This window comes from Isoptericola sp. NPDC056573 (assembly GCF_042793335.1).
Classification (GTDB): Bacteria; Actinomycetota; Actinomycetes; order Actinomycetales; family Cellulomonadaceae; genus Isoptericola.
In genome coordinates this window covers 34,548-55,723 of record NZ_JBHTUY010000004.1, presented here as the reverse complement: position 1 = coordinate 55,723, position 21,176 = coordinate 34,548, and the positions used below count along the sequence as shown (strand labels likewise).

General features: G+C 74.7%; 18 protein-coding genes and 1 other RNA gene. 11 read left to right on the top strand and 8 right to left on the bottom strand.

Annotated elements, in window-relative coordinates:
* Nucleotides 1-18 precede the first annotated feature (18 nt).
* Nucleotides 19-423: RNase P RNA component class A (gene rnpB, locus ACFQ8E_RS07705), an RNA gene on the top strand.
* Nucleotides 424-426: 3 nt separating this feature from the next.
* Here rnpB and ACFQ8E_RS07700 read toward each other — a convergent pair.
* The 6 genes from ACFQ8E_RS07700 to ACFQ8E_RS07675 form a co-directional block, all read right to left on the bottom strand.
* Nucleotides 427-1,602 (bottom strand): epoxide hydrolase family protein, encoded by a 1,176-nt coding sequence (locus ACFQ8E_RS07700; protein ID WP_430549991.1) that lies wholly within the window; start codon nucleotides 1,600-1,602, stop codon nucleotides 427-429.
* Nucleotides 1,603-1,724: 122 nt separating this feature from the next.
* The gene (locus ACFQ8E_RS07695; RefSeq protein ID WP_430549990.1) at nucleotides 1,725-2,582 is read right to left on the bottom strand and encodes an alpha/beta hydrolase; all 858 of its coding nucleotides are present in this window, start codon (nucleotides 2,580-2,582) and stop codon (nucleotides 1,725-1,727) included.
* A 13-nt stretch (nucleotides 2,583-2,595) separates the two neighbouring features.
* A complete protein-coding gene (locus ACFQ8E_RS07690; protein ID WP_430549989.1) occupies nucleotides 2,596-3,420 on the bottom strand; it encodes an alpha/beta fold hydrolase in 825 nt (274 codons plus the stop codon).
* A gap of 98 nt (nucleotides 3,421-3,518) precedes the next feature.
* The gene (locus ACFQ8E_RS07685) at nucleotides 3,519-6,248 is read right to left on the bottom strand and encodes a LuxR C-terminal-related transcriptional regulator (protein ID WP_430549988.1); all 2,730 of its coding nucleotides are present in this window, start codon (nucleotides 6,246-6,248) and stop codon (nucleotides 3,519-3,521) included.
* Nucleotides 6,249-6,377: 129 nt separating this feature from the next.
* Entirely contained in the window at nucleotides 6,378-7,232 is an 855-nt protein-coding gene (locus ACFQ8E_RS07680; protein WP_430549987.1) for an alpha/beta fold hydrolase, read from the bottom strand.
* Between the two features lie 86 nt (nucleotides 7,233-7,318).
* Nucleotides 7,319-8,068, bottom strand: a complete 750-nt coding sequence (locus ACFQ8E_RS07675; RefSeq protein WP_430549986.1) for a DUF1990 family protein — start codon at nucleotides 8,066-8,068, stop codon at nucleotides 7,319-7,321.
* Nucleotides 8,069-8,542: 474 nt separating this feature from the next.
* Between ACFQ8E_RS07675 and ACFQ8E_RS07670 the strand changes: the two genes are divergently transcribed.
* The 5 genes from ACFQ8E_RS07670 (at nucleotide 8,543) to ACFQ8E_RS07650 (ending at nucleotide 12,439) form a co-directional block, all read left to right on the top strand.
* Entirely contained in the window at nucleotides 8,543-8,914 is a 372-nt protein-coding gene (locus tag ACFQ8E_RS07670; protein ID WP_430549985.1) for an STAS domain-containing protein, read from the top strand.
* 87 nt (nucleotides 8,915-9,001) lie between these two features.
* Nucleotides 9,002-9,943: a universal stress protein gene (locus ACFQ8E_RS07665; RefSeq protein ID WP_430549984.1), complete on the top strand. Its 942-nt coding sequence runs from the start codon at nucleotides 9,002-9,004 to the stop codon at nucleotides 9,941-9,943.
* A gap of 39 nt (nucleotides 9,944-9,982) precedes the next feature.
* The gene (locus ACFQ8E_RS07660; RefSeq protein WP_430545157.1) at nucleotides 9,983-10,648 is read left to right on the top strand and encodes a response regulator; all 666 of its coding nucleotides are present in this window, start codon (nucleotides 9,983-9,985) and stop codon (nucleotides 10,646-10,648) included.
* Entirely contained in the window at nucleotides 10,636-11,859 is a 1,224-nt protein-coding gene (locus tag ACFQ8E_RS07655) for a hypothetical protein (RefSeq protein WP_430549983.1), read from the top strand. The genes ACFQ8E_RS07660 and ACFQ8E_RS07655 overlap by 13 nt, the downstream gene beginning before the upstream one ends.
* 190 nt (nucleotides 11,860-12,049) lie before the next feature.
* Nucleotides 12,050-12,439, top strand: coding sequence for an STAS domain-containing protein (locus tag ACFQ8E_RS07650; RefSeq protein WP_430549982.1), 390 nt, complete (start codon nucleotides 12,050-12,052; stop codon nucleotides 12,437-12,439).
* Nucleotides 12,440-12,457: 18 nt separating this feature from the next.
* Here ACFQ8E_RS07650 and ppgK read toward each other — a convergent pair whose 3' ends face one another.
* Nucleotides 12,458-13,225: a polyphosphate--glucose phosphotransferase gene (gene ppgK / locus ACFQ8E_RS07645; RefSeq protein ID WP_430549981.1), complete on the bottom strand. Its 768-nt coding sequence runs from the start codon at nucleotides 13,223-13,225 to the stop codon at nucleotides 12,458-12,460.
* A gap of 28 nt (nucleotides 13,226-13,253) precedes the next feature.
* On the opposite strand from ppgK, the gene ACFQ8E_RS07640 reads away from it, so the two are divergent.
* Nucleotides 13,254-13,451, top strand: coding sequence for an SPOR domain-containing protein (locus tag ACFQ8E_RS07640; RefSeq protein WP_430549980.1), 198 nt, complete (start codon nucleotides 13,254-13,256; stop codon nucleotides 13,449-13,451).
* Nucleotides 13,452-13,510: 59 nt separating this feature from the next.
* On the top strand, nucleotides 13,511-14,374 hold the full coding sequence (locus tag ACFQ8E_RS07635) for an alpha/beta fold hydrolase (protein WP_430549979.1): 864 nt from the start codon (nucleotides 13,511-13,513) through the stop codon (nucleotides 14,372-14,374).
* Between the two features lie 7 nt (nucleotides 14,375-14,381).
* On the opposite strand, the gene panB is transcribed toward ACFQ8E_RS07635, so the two are convergent.
* Entirely contained in the window at nucleotides 14,382-15,254 is an 873-nt protein-coding gene (panB, locus tag ACFQ8E_RS07630) for a 3-methyl-2-oxobutanoate hydroxymethyltransferase (RefSeq protein ID WP_430549978.1), read from the bottom strand.
* A 118-nt stretch (nucleotides 15,255-15,372) separates the two neighbouring features.
* Here panB and glnA point away from each other — a divergent pair, with 118 nt between their 5' ends.
* The 3 genes from glnA (at nucleotide 15,373) to ACFQ8E_RS07615 (ending at nucleotide 21,112) form a co-directional block, all read left to right on the top strand.
* A complete protein-coding gene (gene glnA / locus ACFQ8E_RS07625; protein WP_429764241.1) occupies nucleotides 15,373-16,710 on the top strand; it encodes a type I glutamate--ammonia ligase in 1,338 nt (445 codons plus the stop codon).
* Nucleotides 16,707-19,901, top strand: a complete 3,195-nt coding sequence (locus tag ACFQ8E_RS07620) for a bifunctional [glutamine synthetase] adenylyltransferase/[glutamine synthetase]-adenylyl-L-tyrosine phosphorylase (protein WP_430549977.1) — start codon at nucleotides 16,707-16,709, stop codon at nucleotides 19,899-19,901. Before glnA ends, ACFQ8E_RS07620 begins: the two co-directional genes overlap by 4 nt.
* A 152-nt stretch (nucleotides 19,902-20,053) precedes the next feature.
* Entirely contained in the window at nucleotides 20,054-21,112 is a 1,059-nt protein-coding gene (locus tag ACFQ8E_RS07615; RefSeq protein ID WP_430549976.1) for a DUF808 domain-containing protein, read from the top strand.
* Nucleotides 21,113-21,176: the final 64 nt, after the last annotated feature.

The window sequence follows — 21,176 nt, the reverse complement described above, 5'->3', positions numbered from 1 at the left end:
TAGACTGTGCGACGCGGACGAGTCGGTCGGACGGTCGCGTCGGCGGTGCCCTCGGGCGCCGTCGCCGAGGAACGTCCGGGCTCCGAAGGGCGAGGTGGTGGCTAACGGCCACCCGGGGTGACCCGCGGGACAGTGCCACAGAAAACAGACCGCCGTCGCCGGGCAACCGGTGGCGGTGAGGGTGAAACGGTGGTGTAAGAGACCACCAGCGCGGCCGGTGACGGTCGTGGCTCGGTAAACCCCACCTGGAGCAAGGTCAGACAGATTGTGTTTGAGGGTTGCCCGCCCGATTCTCTGTTGAGAAGCACAGTCGGGTAGACCGCTCGAGCCCTGCGGCAACGCAGGGCCTAGATGGATGACCGTCGCCCGCGCCGGGGTAACCGGGCGCGGGAACAGAACCCGGCGTACAGACCGGCTCGTCCGCACTCATCTGCTCGCGGCCAGCACGGCCGCGAGGCCGGCGCGCAGGTCCTTGACGAAGAAGTCGGGGACCTCCAGCGACGGGAAGTGCCCGCCGCGCTCGGGCTCGGTCCACCGGACGATCCGCCGGTAGCGCTGCTCCGCCCAGGCGCGCGGGGTACGCGACTCGATGTCGCCGGGATACATGGTGAGGGCGCAGGGGACGTCCACCCGCAGGTCGGGGTTCAGGGAGCCGGGGCTCTCGGCGTAGATGCGGGCCGCCGAGGCGCCGGTCCGGGTCAGCCAGTACAGGGTGACGTCGTCGAGGATCCTGTCCCGGGAGATCGTCTCGAACGGGCTGTCCTCGGTGTCGGACCACTCGGCGAACTTGTCGAGGATCCAGGCGAGCAGGCCGACGGGCGAGTCGACGAGCGAGTACCCGATGGTCTGCGGCCGGGTCGCCTGCTGCGTCGCGTACGACCGGTGGTGGAGCCAGAAGTCACGAGTCTCCTCGGCGTGCCGGCGCTCCTGCGCCGTCAGGCCGTCCGTCGTCATCCCGGGCGGTGGCAGGGCGAGCGTGGTGTGGATGCCGAGCACGTGCGCGGGGAACCTCCCGCCGAGGACCGCCGTGACGTTGCCGCCCCAGTCGCCGCCGTGGGCGAGGAACTCGTCGTAGCCGAGCCGTCCCATCAGCTCCACCCACGCGGCCGCGGTCTTCTCGACGCCCCATCCGGTGACGGCCGGTCTGTCGCTGTAGCCGAAACCGGGCAGCGACGGGACGACGACGTGGAACGCCGGCGCGCCGGGGTCCGTCGGATCGGCCAGCTCGTCCACCACGTCCACGAACTCGGCGACGCTGCCCGGCCAGCCGTGGGTCAGGACCAGCGGAGTGGCGTCCGCGCGCGGCGACGGGCGGTGCAGGAAGTGGATGCCCAGGCCGTCGACGGTCGTGCGGAACTGGCCGATCTCCTCGAGGCGCCTCTCGAACTTCCGCCAGTCGTACCCGGTGCGCCAGTGGTCGACGACGTCCACGAGGTCGGCCAGAGGGACCCCCTGGTCCCACCGGCGCGGGTCGGGCGCGGGGCGGCGGACCGTCTCGGGCTCCGGCAGCCGTGCTGCGGCGAGCCGCGCGCGCAGGTCGTCGAGGTCGGCGTCGGTGGCGCGGGACTCGAACGCCTGGACGGCGCTGGACAGGTGGGGCATGGGGGCTCCTGGTCGTCGCGAAGCCGGCCCCGCCGTCGTGGGCCGACCTCACGGTTCTACCAAGCGGCCCTGACACGCCGGGGGCTGGTCCGCCCCCGGCGCGTCCGCCCGCGCGTCCGGCGTCAGGCCGTGGCCCGCTCGGCCCCCTGCGCGTGCTCGAGGGCCCAGGCGAGGGCGTGGTCGGCCACCTGCTCCCAGCCCGGCGCTCCGCAGGTCCAGTGGTCGCGGTCCTCGAACTCGTAGTACTCGGTGAGCGCCGAGGACTTCTCCCAGTGCTTGGCGTTCGACCGGTTCACCGACGCCGGCATGATGTGGTCCTGCCCGCCGGCGATGAACAGCAGGGGCGCCCGGTCGGTGCTGAAGTCCACCCAGGTCTCCTGGTGCCCGGGCTTGAAGTTGGCGATCAGGCCGTAGTCCCACACCCAGCGTCCGGGCGCCGGGATCGCGTAGCGCTCCCACACCGCCCGGGACTCCTCCTCCGAGAGGGTGTTGGTGAACGCGTAGTGGAACTCCTCGGGCGTGAACCCGACCGCACGGTGGCGGTTCGCGGGGTTCTTGAGCGCGGGGAAGAGCGACCTCGCCTGCGACGGCGGGTTGACCCGCACGCCCTCGGTCGGGGCGGAGTCGATGACCACCCCGGCGGCGCCGAGGCCCCGGGCCAGGAGGATCTGGGTCAGGGCACCCCCGAAGGAGTGGCCCATGATGATCGGCGGCCGGTCCAGGGCGGTGATGACGCCGGCGAGGTGATCGACGGTCTCGGGGACCGACAGGTCCGCGATGACCTGCGGGTTCTCGCGGAGGGCCTCGACCTCGATCTCGAAGCCGGGGTACGCGGGCGTCACGACCGTGAGGCCCTTCTCCTGGTAGTGCCGGACCCAGCCCTCCCAGCTGCGGGGGGTCATCCAGAGGCCGTGGACGAGGACGACGGTGTCGGGCGCGCTGCTCTCGGTCGCGTCGCTCGTGTCGCTGATGTCAGTCATGGGTGGGGCCCTCTCAGGAGTCGATGAACGCCAGCAGGTCCGCGTGCAGCCGGTCGCGGTCGGTGTCGGGCAGGGCGTGGCCGCTGCCCGGATAGGTCAGGAGGCGGGCGTCGGCGATGAGCTCGACCGACCGCCTGCCTCCGACGTCGTAGGGCACGATCTGGTCGTCGTCGCCGTGGATCACCAGGGCCGGGACGTCGATCGCGGCCAGGTCGGGCCGGAAGTCCGTCGCGGAGAACGCTGCGATGCACTCGTACGCCGCGCGGTGACCGCAGGCCATGCTCTGGAGCCAGAAGGCGTCGCGGAAGCCCTGGTCGACGTCGCCGCGGCGGTTGTGCCCGAAGAACGGACCGTCGGCCAGGTCCCGGTAGAGCTGCGACCGGTCCGCGCGCTCGCCGGCACGGATCTGGTCGAACACCTCCATCGGCAGCCCGTCGGGGTTGTCGTCGGTCCGCACCATGAGGGGCGGGACGGCGGACACCAGGACGACGCGGGCCACGCGGTCGGTGCCGTGGCGTGCGACGTACCGCACGACCTCGCCGCCGCCGGTGGAGTGACCGACCAGGGTGAGGTCGCGCAGGTCGAGCGCGTCGACCAGGCACGCCAGGTCGTCGGCGTAGGTGTCCATCTCGTTGCCGTCCCAGGTGCGGCTCGACCGTCCGTGCCCCCGCCGGTCGTGCGCGATGGCGCGGTGGCCGTGCTCGGCGAGGAACAGGGCGGCGGCCGCCCAGGCGTCGGAGTTGAGGGGCCACCCGTGGCTGAGGAGGACGGGCGTCCCCTCTGTGCCCCAGTCGGTGTAGTAGATCTCGGCACCGTCGTCGGCGGTGATGTAGGGCACGGTGGGCCTCCCTGGCGCTGGTCGGGACGGGTTGCTCCGAGGGTCCCCGCCTTCCGGCCCTGCCCGGACCACGTGGTTCGCGTAGTCCGTGGCGGGGCCTACGGGGTGACGGGGCCGAAGCGCTCGGAGAGCTGTCGCCGGGACGTGACGCCGAGCTTCTGGAACACCTTTCTCAGGTGGTAGTCGACGGTGTGGGGGCTGAGGAACAGGCGGGCCGCGATCTCGGCGTTGGTCCGTCCGGCCGCGGCCATCGTGGCGACGGCCCGTTCCTGCGTCGTCAGGTCCTGACCGGACCGGGGCGCCGGCGCGCCCGCGGTGCCGCCGGCCGCCTCGAGCTCGGCGCGGATCCGGCCCTGGAAGACGGTGGCGCCGCTGCGGTCGGCATGGTCCAGGGCGAGGTGGAGGTGCACGGCGGCGTCCCGCCGTCGTCGGGCCCGTCGGAGCCACTCGCCGTAGACGAGGTGCGAGCGTGCGAGCTCGACGGTCGCGCCCGTGCTCGAGAGTGCGTCGACCGACGCCGCGTAGTGGGACTCGTCGTCGTCGGATCCGGCGAGGGCGAGGGCGCGCTCGGCGAGGCCGCGGCACCATGCGGAGCCGTTCGCCCTCGCGCGCGCGTCGAGCTCCGCGGCAGCGTGTGCCGCGTCCTCGGGCCGACCGCTCCGCACGGCCGCCTCGGCGTGGTCGGCGAGGTGGAGCGGGGTGACCTGCAGGAACGGATCCTCGACGAGAGGGTGGAGCCGTGCGAAGGCCCGTTCGTAGCGGCGCTCGGCGAGGTGGCGGACCGCGAGCGCCGCGGTGGCCGACGCCTCGACGCCGCCCCACCCGGCGGCGGCGGCGGCCTGCCCGACGGCCTCCACGGTCTCTTCCGGGCTGCCGCTCCAGGCCATGACGGCCGCGTTGACGACGTTCTCGCCGTCGTAGCCCATCGCCCGGCGGACCTCGCGGACCGTCGCGTCGAAGGAGAGGGCGCGGCTCACGGTGCCCCCCATGAGCTCCGACAGCGCGCCGACCCAGAGCAGGGTGTCGAGCGCCTGCAGGGCGCCCCCGTCCCGCGCGGCGCGCATCGCCCGTTCCAGCCCCGCCCGGCGCCCGGCGTCGTCCCACAGGAAGGCGCCGATCGCCGCGATCAGGGTGCCCCGGTGGACCAGGTCCCGGTCGGGCAGCGCGAGGATCGCGTCGAAGGCCTCGCGCACCGGCCGGACGGCGCGCTCGTACGGCTCGAGGATCAGTGCGGCGACCCCCCGCAGGATCACGGAGGCAGGACCGGGCGTCTCCGCCCCGGCGGCGATCCGGCGCCCCAGCGTCGGGATGTCGACCCCGACCAGGAGCCGGTCCGCGCTGCTGCACCGTTCGAAGGCCTGCAGGAGCGCGCGCTGCTCCCGCTCGACGTCGTGGCCGTGGAACTCGTCGGCGGCCCGGAGCTGGTCGGAGGTCGATGCCCGGACGCCGTCGGGATCGGAGACGAACAAGGCGGCGGCGCTACGGACGAGGATCGCGCGGCCGCGGGTCACCTGGTCGAGGCCCGCCTCCCGTACGTCCGCGAGCAGGCGCACGGCGACGTCGGCGGCCCCTGCCTCCAGGGCGGCCTCGGCAGCGCCGACCAGCCGCTCGCCACGGACCGGACCGGACGGTGTGAGCTCGGCAGCGCGGGCGAGGATGCTGGCCCGCGACGACGAGCCGCCACGCTGTGCCGCGAGGTCCGCAGCACGCACGAGGCGTTCCGCGACGGTCTCGTCGGTCCCGCTCGCCGCGCGCGAGGCGTGCCACGCCTCGGTCTCGACGAGCCCGAGCTTCGCGGCGGCCTCCGCCAGCGCGCCGTGGACCCTCCGGCGCTCGGCCCGGGACGCCGACCCGTAGACCGCGGACCGGACGAGGGGGTGCCGGAACCCGGCCGTCGGTTCGAGGTGCACGAGGCCGGCCGACTCCGCGTCCTCCCGACGGGAGGGATCGATGGCGAGGGCGGCGCCGGCGATCTCGAGCAGCTCCAGGTCGCCGGTGGAGTCGGTCGCGGCGAGCAGGAGCCAGCGCTGCGAGGCCGGCGGCAGGTGCATGACGCGGCGCAGGTAGTGGGCCTCCAGGTGCTGCCCGACGGGCACCGGCTCGGGGCCGAGACCGAGGTCGGTCATCTCCCGGAGCAGGGGATCGGCCGCCAGGTCGACCAGGGCCAGCGGGTTGCCCTCCGTCGCGCGGACGATCGCGGCGGTGGCCGTCGGGGTGAACGGCCCCGCCGCGGACCGGTTCAGCAGCGCCGCGGCCGGCTCGGGCGACAGCCCCGCGAGCGCGAGGACCGGCACCCCGCGCAGCACCGCGTCCAGCTCGCGCTCCTCGCGCCCGGCGAGGACGAGCGCCAGGCGCTCGGCGCCGAGGCGGCGCGCGACGAATGCGAACGACTCGAGGCTCTCGCGGTCGAGGAGGTGCGCGTCGTCGACGGTGCAGAGCAGCCCGGCCCGGGTGCTTGCGGCGGCGAGCAGGCTGAGCACGCCGAGGCCGACCAGGAACCGGTCCGGCGGGGGCCCGTCGGCGGCGCCCGAGGCCACCTGGAGGCTCAGGCGTTGCCGCTCCGGGATCTCGGCCAGGTGCTCCCGCAGCACTCCGGTGAGGCGCTCGACCGCCGCGTACGGCATGGACGACTCCGACTCGTAGCCGTCGAGGCGCAGGACCCGTGTCCCGGCGCCCGGCGCGGCGTCACGCAGCAGGGTCGTCTTCCCGACGCCGGGCTCACCGAGGACCAGGAGCGCGCTGCCGTGCCCGTTGCGGGCCGCGCCGACCACCTCGGCGACCCTTCGCTGTTCGCTCTCGCGGCCGAGCAGGCCGCCGGTGCCGTGCACGAGCCACACGATAGGGAAGCGCTCCCACGCCTGCGCGGCCGAGCGCGAAGATCACCCGCACCGGGCCCTGCCGCGCCGCGGGACGGCGCAGGCAGGGCCCGGACAGGGGCGGGGACGACGCCGGCGTGGCTACCTCGCGGCCGCCTTGATGACCCGCAGGACCTGGAGGGGATGGCTGATCATCACCGAGTGCGAGGCGCGGATCTCCACCGTCGTCGCGCCGGCGCGCTTCGCCATGGCACGCTCCGCCTCCGGGGGGATGATGCGGTCGTCCTTCGCCACGATGTACCAGCTCGGGACGGACCTCCACGCGGGCTCGCCGGACGGCTCGACCAACGACGCGAGGGCCCCCGGTCGCTGGGCGCCGGCCATCGTCTCGGCGAGACGTCGCGGAAGGTCCTGGGCGAACAGCCGCGGGTACCACTCGGGGTCGATGTACGCGTCGGCGTTCCCCTCCCCGGCGCCCGGGAAGGGCCGCAGCACGAGGTGGTCGATCACGTCGGTGTGGCCCCCGCCGAGCGCGTTCGCCGCGGCGACGGACTCGCCCTCGTCGAGCGCGTAGCCGGCCACGTACACGAGCGACTTCACCTGGTCGTTGCCGGTCGCGGCGTTCGTGATGACCGCACCGCCGTACGAGTGGCCCACCAGGACGATCGGGCCGTCCACGGTCGAGAGGAACTGGCGCAGGTACTCCGCGTCGTGCGCGACGCCGCGCAGGGGGTTCGAGAAGGACAGGACCGGGTAGCCGTCGTCCAGCAGCCGTTCGGCGACGACGGTCCAGCCGCTCGAGTCGGCGAACGCCCCGTGGACCAAGACGACGGTGGGTCTGGGGGCGGTCGGGCGGCCTTCCGCGACGGCCGCGGGCGCGGCCGAGGGGCCGGCCGACGCCGTGAGCGGAGCCAGACCGAGAACGGCGACGAGCACCGTGATCAGGGCCGCGACGACGCGGCGTGACCGGATCGCCAGCGAGGACTGCTCAGACATGGCATCTCCTTCGACGAGTTCAGGGGATCCCAGCCTCGGGGGCAAGGAGGCGCCGCGGACCACGCGCCGCGCGTAGTCCGACGGCCTCACACGAGCGAGCGGAGGTACCGGCGGCGGTAGAGCTTCTGGGCGACCAGGATCGCGGGGAACAGCGCCCGCCACGGGCCCCGGCCCGCGCGCGTGAGGGAGCGCAGCGTGAGGTGCACCGTCCCGTCGTCGTCCCGGTGCACGACGAATGCCTCCTCGCCGGCCACGGGATGACCGTCGAGGGTGCCGTAGGCGAGGGCGACGCGGCGGTCCGTCACGACGGTCTCGACCACCTGGACCGGCTCGCGCACCCGGAGGGGCCCGATCCGCGCGACGAGCCAGGAGCGCTCGCCCGCCCGCGCCGCCCGGCCCGGGGCGAGCGGCGGGTCGACGGCGAACCCGCTGCGGGTCTTCACGCCCCACGACAGGACCGCCGTCGAGGCCTCGGCCCACAGCTCTGGACCGGAGCCCAGGGGGACGGTGCGCTCGTACGCGCGCCAGCGGGCAGGCGGGAGCCACCGTGCGACGGCAGGCGCCGTCCCGCCCACGACGTCGTAGCCGACGCTCTTGCGGCCCAGGTGGTGAGTGGCCAGGAGGATCAGGTCGCCGGGGTCGGCCCCGGCGCAGAGCACGGCCGAGCGCACGACCTCCTCCTCGGCGGGCGTCAGGCGGAAGCTTGCGCTGGTTCCCGTGTCGTGCGCGTCCCACAGGAGTCGCCCGCCGTCATCGAGCGCCGAGCAGCCGATGCTGAACGGCGCGAGCGCCAGCGCGAGGCCGAGGTCCTCGTCGACGTGGGGGTCTAGCGACAAGGTCGTGCTACGAACTCGACCGCCCGCGAGGCGCTGCTCGGCGGCGCGGACAGCGGCTTGCACGGCCGAGGGCCACTCTTGGTCGGACAGGACATCGATCTCGACGAGACTCAGGCGGCTGCGCAGTGCGCTGAGCGCTGCCCGCGTCGCCGCCGCGGTGGTCGCTCGTGGGGCGCCGTCGCGCACGGTGAACCACCGTCCGTCGTTCAGTGTCGCGCGGGCCACGGCGCCCATCGTGCCGCACCCGACGCGGCAGAGGCTGCGAAGGCTGGCACGAGTTCCGCGACGGCGCGCGCGACCGGCCCGGTCATCGACAACGAGGCCGCCGCGTGCCCGGGTTCCCGGAGGCGGCCTGCGTGGTACCACGCAGGCGGCGGCGCCGGCGTGGACGGGCCGGAGTGGGATGGACAGGTCCGACACCCCGACCGGAGGCTTCCCGTGAACCGTTCCGCTTCGCCCACCTCGGTAGCCGACGTGGTCGGCAGTCCGCCCGGAGGATCGCGCGGCGCGCCGCACGCAACGATCGAGGCCGCCGTGCGCGGCCGGGTGGTGATGGTGCGGATGGCCGGCGAGGTGGATGCGGCATGTGTCGCCGAGGCCGTGCCCACGATCGCGATGCTCGACACGCTGGCGGGGTGCCGCCCGGTGCTCGTCGACACGCACGACGTGACGTTCATGGACTCGTCGGGCGTCGCCCTGCTGGAGCGGGTGGTGCGCCTGTGCCGCGCGGCCGGCGTCCCGGTGGCGCTGCTCGACCCGGCCGTCGTCGTCACGGAGGTGCTGGGGCTCCTCGGGCTGGACCGCTGGTTCCCGGTGGTGCGCTCCGCAGGCCGTGCCAGTGCCTGACGCCGGGCAGGAGGACCACGGTGGCGGGGCCACCACGACCGACCCGCGGGTGCACCGCCCTCGCGGCCACGACACCGAGGGGTGGAGATGAACGCACCGCAGCACGTCCTGGTCGGGGTCGACGGCTCGGACGAGAGCCTGCACGCGCTCGACTGGGCCGCCGCTTACGCCCGCCGCGCCGGCGTGGAGCTGCACGTCCTCAGCGCCTACACGCTGCCGGGGTTCACCGGGAGCTACAGCTTCGCCCACGACGTCCCGATGGTCGACGACCTGTACGCGAAGCGGTACGTCGAGGACCTGCTGGCCCGCGCGCACGAGCGGGTGGTCGCGACCGGCGTGCCCGCGACGACCGAGGTGACCATCGCCGACGCGACGACCGCGCTTTCGGAGCGGTCGGCGCGGTCCGGGCTGGTCGTCGTCGGGGCGCGCGGTGCCGGTGGCTTCATGGAGCGGCTGCTCGGCACGGTCTCGGCGAACCTCCCCGTGCGGTCGGCCTGCCCCACGGTCGTCGTGCCGGGGCGGGCGCGGGCCGACGACGACGGCTCCCTCGCGGCTGACTCCCTCGACCGCTTCGGCAAGGTCGTCGTCGGGGTGGACGGCTCGCCGTCGTCGGACGCCGCGCTGCGGGCCGCCGTCGTGCAGGCGCGTGCCTGGGGAGCCGCCGTCGAGCTAGTGCGGGCGGTCTCCCTCGTCGGCTGGAGCGGTTCACCCTGGCTCGACCCGGGATTCCGGGAGTCGGTTCTCGGCGGCGCCCGCGCGGAGCTCGACCGGGACGTCGCGCGCCTCCGGGCGGAGCACCCGGACCTGAGCGTGAGCGCCGACGTCGTCGAGGGGCACGCGTCCGACGTCCTGGCCGACAGCTCGGCGGCCGCGGACCTGCTCGTCGTCGGCTCTCGCGGACGAGGCGGGATCCGCGGCCTCCTGCTGGGCTCGACGAGCCAGGCGGTGCTGCGGCGGTCCCACTGCCCCGTGCTGATCCCGGCGCGCGCGTCCGAGCGGGCCGGTGGCGGACGCACGGACGGCGACTGACCAGGCGGGGAGGACCGCGCCCTGCCTACGATCGGCGGCATGGTGACTCCCCGCACGCGTGTGGGCATCGTCGAGGACGAGGCCCTGATGCGGGGGATGCTCGAGCAGACCCTGTCGGCCGAGGAGTCGTTGCGCGTGGTGCACTCGGTGCCCGGCGTGACCGAGGCGAGGCTGGTCTTCACCCCCGGGTCGTGCGACGTCGCCCTGCTGGACGTGAACCTGCCCGACGGCAACGGGGTGGCGCTCGGGGTGGCGCTGCAGCGGGCCGACCCGCGCCTGGCGGTCATGCTGCTGTCGAGCGAGGACGTGATGGGCCTGTTCACGACCGTGCAGGGCGAGGCGACCCGCCCGTGGAGCTACCTGTCCAAGCGGTCGAGCTTCGCGCGCGACGTCCTGGTGCGCGCGGTCGCGGCGGCGGCGCAGGGGCAGGTGGTGCTCGACCCGTACCTCGTGCAGCGCTCCACGCCGCGCCCCGGGTCGGCCGTCTCCGCGCTGACGCCCGCCCAGTTCGGGGTGCTGCGGCTCGTGGCCGAGGGGCTGTCGAACCACGCCACGGCAGACCGGCTCGGGATCAACGAGCGGTCGGTTGAGAGCCATCTGAAGTCGATCTACCAGCGCCTGGGCGTCGACGGCACCGAGCACAACCGGCGCGTCGCCGCGGTGCTCGCGTTCCTCGAGCAGACCGGACGCTCGTGGCGGGCCTGAGCGCGCGGGTCGCCCCGGCACGGGGGCGCGCCGCGGAGACCGTCCTGCTGCGGGACAGGACGCGGATCGCGGTCGCCGTCGCCGGGGCCAACTTCGTGCTGTACGCCCTGATGACCGTGGCCGGGTGGGCCGGCTGGGGTGGGCTGCAGACCGCGATCACGCACGAGCGCAGCGCTCTCGGGGTGACCCTCGACGGCGTCGTGGTGCTCGTGGTGAACCTGGCGTTCGGGGCGGTCGTCATCGCCGGCACGCTCGCCTTCCGCCCGCTGTCGCGCCGGTGGCCTGCCCGGCTCGCCGTCGTCACGGGCGTCTCTGCCGTGGCCTCGGTGCCACGGATGCTCGCGCTCACCGCGATCAGCAGCACGCCGACCGGCGGCGCCTACGTCGCGGCCGTCGGCACGCTCGGGCTCGCCGCGGGCGTCGTCGGGATGTCCGCCGGGCTCCTGTCCGCGTCGCTGGTCGACCAGGCCCGGACGGAGCAGCAGCGCCGCGAGGAGGAGGCGCTCCGCGCAGCCCGCGCCGTGGAAGAGCTGCAGGACGAGGAGATCCGGGTGCGCCGGCTGGTGTTCGACCAGCTGCACGGCACGCTGCAGTTCCACCTCGTGACGGTGACGGCGGGGCTCGACCGCGTCGCCGAGCAGCTGGCGTCGGCCGGCGACGACGACCGTGCCGCCGAGGTGCGCCACTGGGCCGAGACGATCGAGGAGATCCGCGAGGAGGACGTGCGCTCGCTGAGCCACAGCGTCTTCCCGTCGGGCGCCGACCTCGGCCCCCAGGAGGCGATCGAGCTCCTGCTGCGGCGGCTGCCGCCCCAGGTCGACGCGTCGATCGAGCTCGGCGACCGCTACCGGGACCTCGTGGCCCGGGAGGGGCTGCGGATGCCGATGGCGGAGCGTCTCGTGGTGATCTACACGGTCGAGGAGGCGGTGACCAACGCCCTCCGGCACGGGCGGGCGCGGACGGTCACCGTCCGTGCGGACGCCGAGCCCACCGCCGACGCCGACCGCTGGGTGTTCGTCACCGTGGTCGACGACGACGGCACGGGGCCCACGGACCCTGCGCCGGAGCTGCACGGCCTGCGGCGCCACCTCGAGCGCATCGAGTACCGCGGCGGCACCCTCGCCCTCGGCGCCGGTCCCGACGGAGGGGGCCGGCTCGCCTTCCGGCTCCCGTTCACCGCGGACCCCGCGGCCGGGGACGGTGCGTCGTGACCGGCGTCGGGCCCCGGTGCCCCATGAACCGCTCTGTGAACGCTCGGTAAAGAAAGTCTCTGGTGAGGTTCCGCCGGAGGTTCGCAGAGGTGTAGCGTTGCGGGCGTCGCGACGACGAGGTCGCGAGTCCGGATCGCAGCGCTCGAGACCGAGGCGCGCAGGACGCAGGACGTGGGACGAAGGTGCGGCAGTGACTTTCACCGACGAGGCGCAGGCCGGGGGAATCGCCCTGGTGGAGCGGACCGACGTGAGCGTGGTGGACATGTGGGGCGAGATCGACATCGCCCTGCGCAACGAGGCGAGCGCGGCGCTCGCGAGGGCGTTCGAGCGCGATCTCCCCGTCGTCGTCGACACGTCTCGGGTGACGTTTATCGACTCCGCCGGGGTCGCGTTCCTCGTCCAGCTCTGCCGGATCGGCCGGGACGAGGGCCTGCGGGTGTCGCTGCACCGTCCGCCGGCAGCGGTGCTCGACGTGCTGCGGATGCTCGACCTCGACGTGCCCCCGGACGCGAACATCCTCGACCGTCCCACGACCCCGACGGCGCCGACGCCCGCCGCGCCGCACAGCCTGGCCGGCTGACGGGCGGACGCGGGAGCGTCAGTGGTCGCGACCGCTGGCGGCGAGGGCCGCAGCCCCGACGATCCCCGCGCGGTTGCGCAGCGTGGCCGGGATGATCGGCGCGCGCAGGTTCAGCAGGGGCAGGAACTTCTCGTGGTGCTTGCTCACGCCGCCGCCGACGACGATGAGCTCGGGGGCGAGCAGCATCTCGACCGTCTCGAAGTAGCGCTGCAGCCGTTCGGCCCACTGGTGCCACGACAGGTCGTGGCGCTCGCGGGCGGACTCGGCGGCCCGCGACTCGGCGTCGTGCCCGTCGATCTCGAGGTGCCCGAGCTCGGTGTTCGGCACGAGCAGGCCGTCCACCAGCAGCGCGGACCCGATCCCGGTGCCCAGCGTGACCACGAGGACGACCCCCTCGCGCCCCTGGGCGGCGCCGTAGCGCTGCTCGCCGACGCCGGCGGCATCGGCGTCGTTGACGGCCGTCACCTGCCGGCCCGTCGCCTCGCTCGCGAGGGCGGGCAGGTCGACGCCCTTCCACGACTTGTGCAGGTTGGCGATGAACCGGACGACGCCGTGGTCCATCGGGGCGGGGAAGGCGACGCCGACCGGCACGTGCGGCGGCAGCTCGAACGAGTCGACGAGCTCGGCGAGCACGCCGGCCACGGCCTCCGGGGTGGACCTCTCGGGGGTGGGGATGCGGCGTCGTTCGTCCGCGAACTCGCCCGTCGCGAGGTCGACCGGAGCCCCCTTGATGCCCGACCCGCCGATGTCGATGCCGAACGCGACCGGCTGCGCTGCCTCCACCATGGGCCCCATCTTGATGCAGGATCGTCCTATGAGCGACACAAGCCCGGTGCAGTACTGGTACAACACCAAGACCGGTGAGGTCGAGGAGAGCCGCGACCGCTCCAGCTGGAGCCACCGGATGGGCCCCTACCCCACGCGGGAGGCCGCCCGCAACGCCCTGGACTCGGCGCAGCGCCGCAACGAGGAGTGGGAGGGCGAGGACGCCGACTGGCGCGGCAAGGACTGACGCCGGCGCCCCGCACGACGGGACCGATGAGTCCGCGTGCCGCCCCCGGTCGACCCGGCATGACGACGACGATCGAGGCGAACGGTGTCGCGCACGGCGTGGAGCACCTCGGGGACGAGGCGGCCCCGCTGGTGCTCTGCGTGGGCGCCCCCACCATGGTGTCCTGGCCCGACGCGCTCTGCGCGGCCCTCGCCCGCGGGGGACGTCACGTGGTGCGGTACGACCTGCGCGACGCCGGGGCGTCCACGACCGTGGACCCCGAGGCGCCGGCCTACACGCTGCGGGACCTCGCGGCCGACGCCGCCGCGCTCGCACGGGAGCTCGACGACCGGCCCGCGCACCTGGCGGGCCTCGGTGTCGGCGGGATGGTCGCCCAGGTCGCCGCGCTCGACCACCCGGAGGCGTTCGCGGCGCTGACCCTGGTCGGCACGCGACCCGTCGCGCCGGGCCCGGTCGACGACGACCTGCCCGACCACGACGCCGCGGCGATGGAGCGGCTGTTCTCGCTGCCGGAGCCCGACTGGTCCGACCGCGACGCGGTGACCGAGCACGCCGCCCTGGGCGCCGCGATCCTCGGGGACGACCCGGCCGCGGCGCGCGCGGTCGCCGGGCGGGTCTGGGACCGGACGCCCGGCACGTCGCCCGCCCTGCACGCGGCCAACCAGGAGGGCATGGTCTTCGCCCGGCTCGACTGCGCGCCCCGCTGGCGTGAACGCCTCGGGGAGATCGCGGTCCCGGCGCTCGTGGTGCACGGCCGGCGTGACCCGTTCTTCCCGGTCGGGAACGGGGAGGCCCTCGCTCGGGAGATCCCGGACGCGCGCCTGCTCGTCCTCGAGGAGGCTTCGACGGCGGTCCCGGACGCCGCCGCCGGCCGGGTCGCGGCGGCGATGCTCGACCTGGCGGACGCCGTCGGCGTCGGCTGACGCCCGCCTAGCGCTCGAAGGAGTGCGCGGCGTCGGGGAACGAGCCCCCGCGGACCTCGGCGGCATAGTCCTCCGCCGCCTGCCGCAACAGGTTGCCGACCTCGGCGAACCGGCGCGCGAACCGCGGCGACCAGTCCGTCATCCCCGCCATGTCGGTCCAGACCAGCACCTGCCCGTCCACGCGCGGCCCCGCGCCGATGCCGATGGTCGGGATGCGCAGGATCTCCGTGGCGCGCGCCGCGACCTCCACCGGCACCATCTCCAGCACGACGGCGACCGCCCCGGCCTCCTGCACGGCGAGCGCGTCCTCGCACAGCGCCTCCGCGGCGTCGTCGCCCCGGCCCTGCACGCGCGGCCCACCGAGGATGTTCTCCGACTGCGGCGTGAAGCCGAGGTGCCCGACCACGGGGATGCCGGCGTCGGTGAGCGCGCGGATCTGCGCGGCGGACCGGCGGCCGCCCTCGAGCTTGATCGCGGCGGCACCCGTCTCCTTCATGACGCGGACGGCGGAGGTGAGGGCCTGCTCCGGCCCGGCCTCGTAGGTGCCGAACGGCAGGTCGACGACGACGAGCGCGTGCTCGGCCGCCCGGGCGACGGCGCGGGCCGGCGGGATCATGTCGTCGAGGGTGACGGGCAGGGTCGTCGAGTGCCCGTGCATGGTGTTGCCGATCGAGTCGCCGACGAGCAGCAGGTCGAGACCCGCGGCGTCGAAGATCCGCGCCGTGACGGCGTCGTACGCCGTGAGCATCGTGAGCTTCTCGCCGCGCTCCTTGGCCTCGGCCAGGTGGTGGACCCGGACGCGCCGCCGGCGCGTGAGGTCGGCGGCGGGCGAGGGGGCTGCGGCGACGTCGGCGGCGGCGTCGGGACCGGGGTTCGACATGGCGGCCAGCCTATGCCTCCGACGCGTGGTACCGGGCATCCGTCCAGGTCGGAGCCCGGCGCGCGCGGGGCAGGCGCCAGGACATACCCCGTTAACACTTCTCGGGCAGGATGGGCTCATGGACAGGCAGCAGGAGTTCGTGCTCCGCACGGTCGAGGAGCGCGACATCCGCTTCATCCGGCTCTGGTTCACCGACGTGCTCGGGGTGCTGAAGTCGGTGGCGGTCGCCCCGGCCGAGCTCGAGCAGGCGTTCACGGAGGGCATCGGCTTCGACGGCAGCTCCATCGAGGGGCTGACGCGGGTCTACGAGGCGGACATGATCGCCAAGCCCGACCCGACGACGTTCCAGGTGCTGCCCTGGCGCGGCGAGCGGCACGGCACGGGCCGCATGTTCTGCGACATCCTCACGCCGGACGGCGAGCCCTCCCTCGCGGACTCGCGCAACGTGCTCAAGCGGCAGCTCGCCAAGGCCAGCGACCGCGGGTTCACCTTCTACACGCACCCCGAGGTCGAGTTCTACCTGTTCAACCAGCTCGCGGCGCCGGAGGACCCGCTGGTCCCGGTCGACAACGGCGGCTACTTCGACCACCTGGCCCGCGGCAGCACGCACGACTTCCGCCGGGCCGCGATCACGATGCTCGAGTCGATGGGCATCTCGGTGGAGTTCTCCCACCACGAGGCGGGGCCGGGCCAGAACGAGATCGACCTGCGGTACGCCGACGCGCTGACCACGGCGGACAACCTCATGACCTTCCGCACGGTGGTCAAGGAGGTGGCGCTGGAGCAGGGCGTCTTCGCGTCGTTCATGCCCAAGCCGATGGCCGATCAGCCGGGCTCGGGGATGCACACGCACCTGTCCCTGTTCGAGGACGACCAGAACGCCTTCCACGAGCCGGGCGCGCAGTTCGAGCTGTCGAAGACGGCCCGGCAGTTCATCGCCGGCCTGCTGGTGCACGCGGCCGAGATCACGGCCGTGACCAACCAGTACGTCAACTCGTACAAGCGGCTCTGGGGCGGCGCCGAGGCTCCCAGCTACATCTGCTGGGGCCACAACAACCGGTCCGCCCTCGTGCGCGTGCCCATGTACAAGCCGGGCAAGGGCAACTCCGCCCGCGTCGAGTACCGGGCCCTCGACTCCGCGGCGAACCCGTACCTCGCGTTCGCGGTGCTGCTCGCCGCCGGACTCAAGGGCATCGAGCACGGCTACGAGCTGCCGGAGGCCACGGGCGACGACGTCTGGGAGCTGACGGACCGCGAGCGTCGCGCGCTCGGCATCGCCCCGCTGCCGCAGTCGCTCGACGAGGCGATCGAGCTCATGGAGCGTTCCGAGCTGGTGGCCGAGACGCTCGGGGAGCACGTCTACGACTTCGTCCTGCGCAACAAGCGGCAGGAGTGGGACGCGTACCGCGCGCAGGTGACGCCCTACGAGCTGCGCCGGTTCCTGCAGAACCTGTGACCGCCCGTCCGCCGACCCTCACGAGCCGGTTGCTGCACGCCGGCTTCGCGGACCTCACCCGGTCGGCGTCGCTCTGGTCCGACGAGGCGCTGCAGGACGCCCTCGCGGCGCCCGGGCGCGCGGACGCGCTCCTGGGAGCGGTGGGGGCCTGCGCCGACCCGGACCTGGCGCTCCTGCAGCTGGTGCGCCTCGCGGAGCACCCCGATGCGCGCGAGCGGCTCGGAGCGCTGCTCGACGAGGGTGCCTCGCCGCGGGCGCGCACCCGGCTGCTGGCGGTGCTCGGGGCGTCGTCCGCCCTGGGGGACGAGGTGGTGCGCCGGCCCGAGCTGCTCGACGTCCTCGCGGTGCCCGACGGCGCGGCGCTCGACGCCGACGACGCCGACGAGCTCGACGACGCCGACGACGAGGGGGAGGGGGAGGACGGCGGCGACCCCGGCCCGCGCACCCTGAAGGGCCCGGCCGAGGTGCGCGCCGCGCTGCTGCGCGCCGTCGGCGCCGACCCGGACGCCGCGGTGCCGGTGGCCGCCGACCCGGGCTCCGGACCGGGCGTCGGCTGGCCGGACGCGGATGCGGCGACCACCACGGACGCGCTGCGCCGGGCGTATCGCGCCCGGCTGCTGGCGCTGGCCGCCGACGACCTCACCGCCAGCGAGCCGCTGACCCGCATGCCCGTCGTCGGGGCGGCCCTCGCCGACCTGGCGTCGGCCGCGCTGGAGGCCGCGCTCGCCGTCGCGCGGGCCGACCTGGACGACCACGGTGCCGGCGTGCGGCTCGCCGTCCTGGGCATGGGCAAGACCGGCGGACGAGAGCTGAACTACGTCTCCGACGTCGACGTCGTGTACGTGTGCGAGCCCGGCGAGCTGCCGGACGGCGGCGTCCTCGACGAGGAGGCCGCGCTCGCGGTCGGCACCCGCCTCGCGACCGGGCTGCAGCGGGTGTGCTCGGCCGCCTCCGCGGAGCCGGCCCTGTGGCCGGTCGACGCCGCGCTGCGGCCCGAGGGCGCGCAGGGGCCCCTGGTGCGCACCCTCGCGAGCCACGTCGCGTACTACGAGCGCTGGGCCGCGACATGGGAGTTCCAGGCCCTGCTCAAGGCGCGCCCCGTGGCCGGCGACGCGGCGCTGGGGCGCGACTACCGCGCGGCCGTCGACCCGTTCATCTGGTCGGCCGTGCACCGCGAGCACTTCGTCGAGGACGCCCGCGCGATGCGCCGCCGGGTCGAGCAGCACGTCCCCGCCGCCGAGGCGGACCGGCAGATCAAGCTGGGCAAGGGCGGCCTGCGCGACGTCGAGTTCACGGTCCAGCTGCTGCAGCTGGTGCACGGTCGCGCCGACCCGCAGATCCGCTCGCCGCACACGCTGTCCGCGCTCGCCGCCCTCGCCGCCGGCGGGTACGTCGGGCGCGAGCACGCCGCGCGGATGGCGGTCTGCTACCGGTTCCTGCGGGCGCTGGAGCACCGGGTGCAGCTGTACCGGCTGCGCCGGACGCACCTGCTGCCCACCGCGGAGGAGGACCTGCGCCGTCTCGCACGGTCGCTCGGCATGCGCGCGGAGGGCGCCTCAGGCCTCCTCGAGCGCTGGCGCGCGACGCGGCGCGAGGTCCGCGCCCTGCACGAGGAGGTCTTCTACCGGCCGCTGCTGCCCGCCTCGGCGCAGCTCTCGGACGCCGAGCTGTCGCTGTCCCCGGACGTCGCACGCGAGCGGTTCGCCGCCGTCGGGTACCGCGACCCCGACGGCGCGATGCGGCACGTCGTGGCCCTGACGGCGGGCACGTCGCGCCGGGCGGCGCTGCAGCGGCAGCTGCTGCCGGTGCTGCTCGGCTGGTTCGCCGAGGGCGCCGACCCGGACGGCGGGCTGCTGGCGTTCCGCAAGCTGTCCGACGAGCTGGGCGCCACGCCCTGGTACCTGCGCCTGCTGCGCGACTCGGAGAACGCGGCGTACCACCTGAGCCGGCTCCTGGCGTCGTCGACGTACCTCGCCGAGGCCCTGGCGCGCTCGCCCGAGTCGGTGCGCTGGCTGGCCGACACGTCCGGGCTCGACCCCCGTGGCCCGCAGCGGCTGGCCGCGGAGGCGGACGCCATCCTCACGCGGGCCGACGAACCGAGGTCCGCCGCGCAGCGGCTGCGGGCCCTGCGCCGGCGGGAGCTGGCCCGCACCGGCGCGGCCGAGGTCCTCGGGCTGCTGCCCCCCGTGGGCGCCGCGGCCGCGGTCTCGGACGCGGCCGACGTCGTCCTGGCGGGCGGACTGCGCGTGGCCGAGCACGTCGCGCGCACGGAGCTCGGGCTGGGGGAGTCGCGCGAGGCGAACCCCACACGGCTGCTCGTCGTCGCGATGGGGCGGCTCGGCGGCCGTGAGATGGGGTACGGCTCCGACGCCGACGTGATGTTCGTGCACGAGCCCGTGCCGGATGCCGAGCCGCAGCTCGCGCAGGACTTCGCCACCCGCGCCGCGACGCGCCTGCGGGCGCTGCTGTCGGAGGTGGGCCCGGAGCCGACCCTGCCGGTGGACGCGGACCTGCGGCCGGAGGGCCGGCAGGGACCGCTCGTGCGCACGCTCGACTCGTACGCCGAGTACTACGGGCGGTGGTCGAGCGTGTGGGAGGCCCAGGCGCTGCTGCGCGCGCGGCCCGTGGCGGGAGACGTCGGCGGAGAGGACTCGCTGGGCACCCGGTTCGGGGCGCTGGTGGACCCGTTGCGCTACCCGGCCGGCGGGCTGGACGACGCGCACCTGCGCGAGGTGCGCCGGATCAAGGCCCGCGTCGAGGCCGAGCGGCTGCCCCGCGGTGCGGACCCCTCGCGCCACCTCAAGCTCGGCCGGGGCGGCGTCGCCGACGTCGAGTGGACGGCGCAGCTGCTCCAGCTGCAGCACGCGGGCGAGGTGCCGGGCCTGCGCACCACCGGCACGGTCGCGGCGCTCGACGCCGCGACGTCGGCGGGGCTCCTGGACCCCGAGGACGCCGCCCAGCTGCGCGACGCGTGGGTGCTCGCCTCGCGCCTGCGCTCCGCCGTCGTGCTCTGGTCCGGGCGCACCACGGGGGCGCAGACCGACCGGTTGCCGCACGACTCGCGCGACCTGTCCGGCGTCGCCGCCCTGCTCGGCGACGTGGGCACCGGGGGAGAGCTCGAGGAGCTCTACCTGCGCACGGCCCGCCGCGCCCGCGCGGTCGTGGAGCGCGTCTTCTACGGCGAGGAGTGACCTCGGCGCGGCGTCGGGCCGCGGAGCCGGGCTTCCCCTGAGACCCCTCCCGGACGCCCCCGCGGGTACGGCAGAATCTGGGGCATGCATCAGCCCATGCCGTCGCCCGCGGGCGCGCCGACCGCTCGCCGACGACCCTCGGGAGCGGTCGCGTGAGCGCCGGCCTGCTCGGCCTGCTCGACGACGTCGCGGCGATCGCCAAGCTCGCCGCCGCCTCGCTCGACGACGTCGGGGCCGCCGCCGCGAAGGCGACGGCGAAGGCGGCGGGCGTCGTCGTCGACGACACCGCCGTGACGCCGCAGTACGTGCACGGCGTCGCCGCGAACCGCGAGATCCCCATCGTCAAGAAGATCGCCTGGGGCTCGATCCGGAACAAGGTGTTCTACATCCTCCCGGTGGCCCTGATCCTCAGCCAGTGGGCGCCGTGGCTGCTCACGCCGATCCTCATGGTGGGCGGCACGTACCTGGCCTTCGAGGGTGCCGAGAAGATCTGGGGTCGCCTGCGCGGGCACGAGGGGCACGACAAGCCCGCCGCGACGGTGGGCCCCGAGGCCGAGAAGAGCCTCGTCGCCGGCGCCGTGCGCACCGACCTCATCCTGTCCGCGGAGATCATGGTCATCGCCCTCAACGAGGTGGCGCACGAGCCGTTCTTCTCGCGGCTGGTCATCCTGCTGGTCGTCGCGCTCGCCATCACCGTGATCGTCTACGGCGTCGTCGGCCTCATCGTGCGGATGGACGACATGGGCCTGGCCCTCGCGGGCCGTGACTCCCGGACCAGCCAGCGCGTGGGGCGCGCCCTCGTGACCGGGATGCCCAAGGTGCTCGCCGTGATCTCCGTCGTGGGCACCGTCGCGATGCTGTGGGTGGGCGGTCACATCCTGCTGACCGGCACCGACGAGCTCGGCTGGCACGCGCCCTACGCGTTCGTGCACCACCTCGAGGAGGCCGTCGCGCACGCCGTGCCGGGCATCGGCGGGTTCCTCGGCTGGCTGGTCAACACGTTCTTCTCGGCCCTCGTCGGCGTGGTCGTGGGAGCCGTCGTCGTCGCCGTCATGCACGTGCTGCCGTTCGGGAAGAAGCACGGTGAGGAGCACTCGGCCGACCACTCGGCCGACCACCCGGCCGATCACGCCACCGAGCACGAGGGCGACGTCGAGGCGACGTCCACCGACGGGCCCACCGACGAGCCCACCGGCGGTCCGCGGGCCTGAGGCGGCGGGGGGCGCGCCGGGGGCGCGGGGGGGGCCCCCGGCCCCCCCCCCCCCCCCCCCCCCC

Coding starts and splice junctions, on each gene's coding strand:
- ACFQ8E_RS07700 (WP_430549991.1), bottom strand. CDS start 1,602: ATGCCCCACCTGTCCAGCGCCGTCCAGGCGTTCGAGTCCCGCGCCACC.
- ACFQ8E_RS07695 (WP_430549990.1), bottom strand. CDS start 2,582: ATGACTGACATCAGCGACACGAGCGACGCGACCGAGAGCAGCGCGCCC.
- ACFQ8E_RS07680 (WP_430549987.1), bottom strand. CDS start 7,232: ATGTCTGAGCAGTCCTCGCTGGCGATCCGGTCACGCCGCGTCGTCGCG.
- ACFQ8E_RS07665 (WP_430549984.1), top strand. CDS start 9,002: ATGAACGCACCGCAGCACGTCCTGGTCGGGGTCGACGGCTCGGACGAG.
- ACFQ8E_RS07660 (WP_430545157.1), top strand. CDS start 9,983: ATGGTGACTCCCCGCACGCGTGTGGGCATCGTCGAGGACGAGGCCCTG.
- ppgK (WP_430549981.1), bottom strand. CDS start 13,225: ATGGTGGAGGCAGCGCAGCCGGTCGCGTTCGGCATCGACATCGGCGGG.
- ACFQ8E_RS07640 (WP_430549980.1), top strand. CDS start 13,254: ATGAGCGACACAAGCCCGGTGCAGTACTGGTACAACACCAAGACCGGT.
- ACFQ8E_RS07635 (WP_430549979.1), top strand. CDS start 13,511: ATGACGACGACGATCGAGGCGAACGGTGTCGCGCACGGCGTGGAGCAC.
- panB (WP_430549978.1), bottom strand. CDS start 15,254: ATGTCGAACCCCGGTCCCGACGCCGCCGCCGACGTCGCCGCAGCCCCC.
- glnA (WP_429764241.1), top strand. CDS start 15,373: ATGGACAGGCAGCAGGAGTTCGTGCTCCGCACGGTCGAGGAGCGCGAC.